At 60.2% G+C, this 5,455-nt stretch carries 5 protein-coding genes and 1 pseudogene; 4 read left to right on the forward strand and 2 right to left on the reverse strand.

The window, feature by feature from the left end:
- Positions 1-157: 157 nt before the first annotated feature.
- The 3 genes from ettA (at position 158) to WA989_RS08040 (ending at position 3,891) form a co-directional block, all read left to right on the forward strand.
- On the forward strand, positions 158-1,825 hold the full coding sequence (gene ettA / locus WA989_RS08030; protein ID WP_424339983.1) for an energy-dependent translational throttle protein EttA: 1,668 nt from the start codon (positions 158-160) through the stop codon (positions 1,823-1,825).
- Positions 1,826-1,870: 45 nt separating this feature from the next.
- Entirely contained in the window at positions 1,871-2,647 is a 777-nt protein-coding gene (locus WA989_RS08035) for a phosphatase PAP2 family protein (protein ID WP_424339984.1), read from the forward strand.
- A gap of 119 nt (positions 2,648-2,766) precedes the next feature.
- Complete coding sequence (locus WA989_RS08040; RefSeq protein WP_424339985.1) at positions 2,767-3,891, forward strand: GGDEF domain-containing protein; 1,125 nt, start codon at positions 2,767-2,769, stop codon at positions 3,889-3,891.
- Positions 3,892-3,905: 14 nt separating this feature from the next.
- On the opposite strand, the gene WA989_RS08045 is transcribed toward WA989_RS08040, so the two are convergent.
- Positions 3,906-4,274, reverse strand: a complete 369-nt coding sequence (locus WA989_RS08045) for a hypothetical protein (protein WP_424339986.1) — start codon at positions 4,272-4,274, stop codon at positions 3,906-3,908.
- 86 nt (positions 4,275-4,360) lie between these two features.
- Positions 4,361-5,098, reverse strand: a complete 738-nt coding sequence (locus WA989_RS08050) for a VOC family protein (RefSeq protein ID WP_424339987.1) — start codon at positions 5,096-5,098, stop codon at positions 4,361-4,363.
- A 136-nt stretch (positions 5,099-5,234) separates the two neighbouring features.
- Between WA989_RS08050 and WA989_RS08055 the strand changes: the two are divergent.
- Positions 5,235-5,455, forward strand: a pseudogene (locus tag WA989_RS08055) (hypothetical protein); the annotation flags it as partial.

Below are 5,455 nucleotides of genomic sequence, written 5' to 3' on the forward strand. Positions count from 1 at the left end.
GGCCAATGCACCCAATAAGCGTATTACAGTTTTGTAGGGTTTTCATGCCGCGAGTTTGCCCGGGCCCGCTTCTCACCTTCTGCCTTGATCTACCGGCCCTCTGGCGTCTACACCGCCAGACAATCAATCCATCCCCCAGACAAGCGAGCGTCAGTCCATGGCCGGTCCGCAATACGTGTTCAACATGCAGGGTCTTACAAAGGCCTATCCAGGCGGCAAGAAAGTCTTCGAGAACATCCACCTGTCCTTCCTGCCCGACGCCAAGATCGGTGTCGTCGGCGTCAACGGGTCGGGTAAGTCCACCTTGCTGCGCATCATGGCCGGTGAGGACAAGGAGTTTAACGGCGAAGCAAATGCCGCGCCGGGCACGAAGGTCGGCTACCTGCCGCAGGAACCGAAACTTGACCCGTCGATGACCGTGTTCGAGAATATTGCGAGCCAGTGCCCCGAAAAGCTCCTGGTCGATCAGTTCAACGAGATCTCGATGAAGCTCGGCGAGGAGTATACCGACGAGCTGATGGAAGAGATGACCGCCCTGCAGGAGCAGGTCGACAGCGCTGACGCATGGGACATCGATTCCAAGATCGACATGGCCATGGTCGCGCTCGGCTGCCCGGAAGGGGATGCGAACGTCGAGAAACTCTCGGGCGGTGAAATCCGCCGTGTGGCGATCTGCCAGCTGCTTCTGTCCAAGCCTGACATGATCCTGATGGACGAACCGACAAACCATCTCGACGCCGAGACAGTGGCCTGGCTGCAAAATTATCTTATCAACTTCCCGGGCTGCGTCATCCTCGTGACTCACGACCGCTATTTTCTCGACGAGATCACTGACTGGATCCTCGAACTCGATCGCGGCCGCGGCATCCCCTACAAGGGCAACTATTCCGACTGGGTCGAGCAGAAGGCCAAGCGGATGGAGCAGGAAGCGCGCGAAGATGCTGGCAAGAAGCGCACGCTGGCAAAAGAACTCGAATGGGTTCGCGCCGGCGCGAAAGCTCGCCAGACCAAATCCAAAGCGCGTATCCAGTCCTATGAAGAGCGCGCCGCCGAGGCAGAACGCGAGACCGTCTCGCATGCCCAGATCCGCATTCCACCGGGCCCCCGCCTTGGCAATATCGTTATCGAGGCAGAAGACCTTCGCAAGGCGTTTGGCAACAACCTTCTGATCGACGATCTGTCCTTCAATCTGCCGCCAGGCGGCATTGTTGGGGTGATCGGTCCGAACGGCGCGGGTAAATCGACGCTGTTCAAGATGATCCTTGGGCTGGAGGAGCCGGACTCCGGCTCGATCCGTGTCGGCGACACCGTAAAGCTCGGCTATGTCGACCAGAGCCGTGACAAGCTCGACGACAAGAAAAATGTCTGGGAAGAGATTTCGGACGGGCTCGACGTCATCAATCTGGGCGGCGTCGAAGTCAGCTCGCGTGCCTATACCGGCGCGTTCAACTTCAAGGGGTCTGACCAGCAGAAGAAAGTCGGCCTCCTGTCGGGCGGTGAGCGCAACCGCGTCCACCTCGCCAAAATGCTTCGTCAGGGGTCAAACTGTCTCCTCCTCGATGAGCCGACCAACGATCTCGACGTCGAAACCCTTCAGGCGCTCGAAGAAGGCCTTGATGGCTTTCCTGGCTCCGTCGTGGTGATCTCGCACGATCGCTGGTTCCTTGACCGTATGGCGACGCATATCCTCGCCTTCGAAGGCGATAGCCATGTCGAATGGTTTGAGGGCGATTTCTCATCCTATCTGGAAGACAAGAAGCGCCGCCTCGGCCCGGATGCTGTCGAGCCGAAGAAGCTCAAATTCAAGAAATTTGCCCGCAGCTAGGCGCCCTGACTGGATGCGCGGTGCAGTCGTTCTAGAACTGTCAGTATGATGACGTCTTCTATGTCTGCCCGCCGCGCCTTCCTGACTTCAGCCATTTTTCTTGCCCTGCTCGCAGGACTGGCGCTTCTCGTCCTCAATACGGAGGCCGTCTCCGGCTTTGACCAGCTTGCCATTGACGGCGTCATGGCCTCGCGCAACGCGGCGAATGACTGGATCGTGGTTCTGGTCACCCTGCTTGGCGATGGCACGGCGCTGACGCTGATTGGCGTCGGTATCGTTCTGGCGCTGGCCTTGCGTGCGGCCTGGTGGCCTGCGGCGGGCTGCGCTGCCGTGTTCCTGTCGACCCCCTTTATCGTCAAGGCGATCAAGCTGCTCGTCGGGCGCGAGCGGCCCGTCGCCGATCTCTATACTGGTGTAGAGAGCTTCAGCTTCCCGTCCGGCCATATGACCAATTCGATGGTCATCTATGGCGCGCTTGCCATGCTGGCCGCGCGCGCCTTCAGTGGCGCAGGGCGCGCGGTTGCCCTCGCGGGGCTGACCGCTCTGATCGTCTCGATTGGCGCTTCACGGGTCTATCTCGGCGCGCACTGGCCGAGCGATGTGGTTGCCGCCATCCTGCTCGCCTCTGCCATGCTGTCGATTATCTGGTGGACGTTTTCAAAGGAACCGCCGGCCACCGAATTCTTTCGCGCTGTCCTTCTTGTCATGGTGTTCACGGCGGCTGTCTGGGGCGTTTATGGTTTTCTCACGCTCGAAGTCGCGCTCGACAGGTATGCCCTTGATGTTACCCCGGAAGGCACGATCGAACTTGAACCGGAATGATCAGTGGTTTTCTATGCAGTCTCCGCTGCCAGGTGAGCATGGTTCGCGGCGGCGAATCTCGCAATCCTGCCTACTCAGAGTAGATTTTGAACAAACCATGATTTCATCGAAGGCCAGCAATGTCGTCTGATTCCAATCTGCCCGGGAAAAACGCGTCACCGCCCCCACCTCCGCCTGGCGGGACGGCGCAGCCCTATGCGCCGGCTGACGAGTTCTACGAGAATATCGTCGCGCTTCTGCGCAACATGCTCGGCGTGGAGTCGGCCACAATATCGGTGACGGACGGCCAGCAAAGATGGCTCAAAGTCTCCTCGGGGCTCGATTCCGAGGACATTTACAGCGATGTGCAATTCTATGCGGGCGTGCCGATCCTGTCGGTCGATAACCAGATTGTCGGCACGCTGTCGGCCCTCGATTCCAGAGAGCTGACGCTTGCGCCAGGGCAGATACAGGCGCTCGACGATATCAGCCGTGTGGTCACCGATTTCTATGAGCTGCGCCAGCTTGCGGCCAATGATGGCCTGACGGGCCTGCTGACACGGCGCGCTTTCGAGAGCGAGGCCACCCGCGTGGCGCAGCTCAGCGCGCGCCATCGGCATCATCTTCACATCATCTGTTTCGATGTCGACCACTTCAAATCGATCAACGACACTCATGGGCATGCCGCAGGCGACAAGGTCCTCAAGGCCATTTCGAAAGCCTGCAGAGCTCATTTGAGGCAGAGCGATATTTTCGGCCGGCTTGGCGGCGAGGAATTTGGCATTCTCCTGCCTGAGACTGACGAGGAGGGCGCCATCCTTGTCGCCGAGAAGCTGCGCGTCGCCATCGGGGCGTTGCGGTTCGACTTCGCTGGCACGACGATTGGCGTGACTGCAAGCTTCGGTATCGCGACGCAGCGAGACCGCCAGTACGACCTTCCAACCCTGCTCAGCCGGGCCGATTCAGCGATGTATGAAGCCAAACAGACCGGCCGCAACCGCTGCATAAACTGGGGCGAAACCGATCGGGTCGAGCGGATTGTCCGCCGCCGTGTCCTCAAGGCCGGGCAGATTACCTTCACCGGCTCGCACGCTTCGATTGACTGCACGGTCCGATCGCTCGGCCAGGAAGGGGCAGGCCTGGATCTGGTCACGACGTCCAACGTCCCCGATGAGTTCAGGCTGGTGATCCGGTCGGAAGACCTGCGGGTCGCCTGCCGCGTGCTGACACGCACGCGGACCCATCTGGAAGTCGAGTTTCGCTAGCGCGCCCTGGCTGCTCAGCCACCCCGCCTGAACGGCGACTTCACAATGATGCGCTTTTCCCCTTCAGCCTCTTTGTCGGGCGCGCCGGCAAGTTCGGGCCGAGTGCTTTGCGGGCTGAACGTGTCGCTCGTCTCGTCCAGGGCAATGCGGCTCGAAGGGCTCGTTGCGGCGACTTCATCAGACGGGACGATCTGGAAGCCGAGAAAGCCAAGCAGAAAGTAGAAGCCAACCCCTGTCAGCACGGCCGTGATCAGCGTGCGCACGATGAAGCGCATGATTGCGCCCTTGATCGTCCAGGCGAGCATGGCCGCCCCGCCGCCGCCTGCGAGACCTGCGCCAGAGGCCACAGCTGCGAGATCGAACAACTCATTGAACCAGTCCATTGCGCACTCCTTTGCCTGCAATCGGAAGATGTTCCGGTGGCGAAACTATAGGCAGGAATAAGGGGCAAGTGCCAGAGACGGTTTCGTCAGTCGTTATTCAGGACGAGCCGAACACCGCCAACAATGACGCCGTCGCCCGTGCTCTCAAGGCCAAGCTTGTCGGCCCGTTCAAGCGCTTTCATCGCATTGCGGACCGTGATGCAGAAGCCTTCGAGTTTGACCGTATCGCCGCGCTGAAAGTTCAGCGCCTCGTTGTCTTCCAATGTGATCCGCGTGATGTCCGGATGCGTGACGGCCGGTACGCCGAGAGCGGCGGCCCAGCGCGAGGCAAGCGTATTCGGATCAGGACTTTCCAGGATGGACCCCGTTAGCTCGCCCTCGATCGCATGCTTCTGCCAGTTCGGCCCGCCCCAGCGCCAGCTGCCCCAGGGCCGTGTCTCATCGATGGAGATGATAGCGGCGCCGACATCGGCCGGATGGATGTGACTGGCGGAGATATCATCGAGATCGATATTCCAGACGCGGCGAATGCCGGCGCCGTCCAGGCGCTTGCGGGCGGCGTCTATATCGTCCGTCTCGAAGATCACCATATAGCCGCCCGGCCCGCCATTGCGCTTCAGGAAGCGCTGCACCGGCGCATCGTCCTTTACAGGCCAGATGACTTCAAGAAACTGTTCGCCAATGGCGAAGACGGCATTCTCCAGACCGAACTCAGCGACGCCGGGATCTGCGTAGGGTTTTCCAAGATTGAGAACCGCCTTCAACTGATCGGCGGCCTCGGCGGTTTCTGCAGCTATGACAAGCTGTCTCAGGCGTAGTCTCATGCGGCGTGACTAGCATAAAAAAGGACCTGCAGGTCAAATCTGCGTTAATGCCGGTGCGTTTTTGGTCGCCCCATGGACAAGAGGCCGCTTCAGGGCGCAGACTCCGTTACACACACAGAAGAGAGGAGCCACAGGAATGAAACAGATCTGGATCGCGCCTGTCCTTGCCACGGTTTTGCTGGCGGCAGGCTGCAACAATGTGCAGGAGACGAGCGAAGTGCCGCCGAAGGAGACGGCCACGGACGCCGGCGAGGCGATGCCGGTGACAAGTGAGCGCGCCGAACTGATCGGCAAGGGCGAGACAATCGCGCAGACGCTGTGTGCCACCTGTCATGCGGTCGAAGAGACAGGCGAGAG

Source organism: Henriciella sp. (genome assembly GCF_049649345.1).
Lineage (GTDB): Bacteria > Pseudomonadota > Alphaproteobacteria > Caulobacterales > Hyphomonadaceae > Henriciella.

What these genes read in the sequence shown, in the direction of transcription:
- ettA (WP_424339983.1), top strand. Translation starts at nt 158, where the DNA reads ATGGCCGGTCCGCAATACGTGTTCAACATGCAGGGTCTTACAAAGGCC.
- WA989_RS08035 (WP_424339984.1), top strand. Translation starts at nt 1,871, where the DNA reads ATGATGACGTCTTCTATGTCTGCCCGCCGCGCCTTCCTGACTTCAGCC.
- WA989_RS08040 (WP_424339985.1), top strand. Translation starts at nt 2,767, where the DNA reads ATGTCGTCTGATTCCAATCTGCCCGGGAAAAACGCGTCACCGCCCCCA.
- WA989_RS08045 (WP_424339986.1), bottom strand. Translation starts at nt 4,274, where the DNA reads ATGGACTGGTTCAATGAGTTGTTCGATCTCGCAGCTGTGGCCTCTGGC.
- WA989_RS08050 (WP_424339987.1), bottom strand. Translation starts at nt 5,098, where the DNA reads ATGAGACTACGCCTGAGACAGCTTGTCATAGCTGCAGAAACCGCCGAG.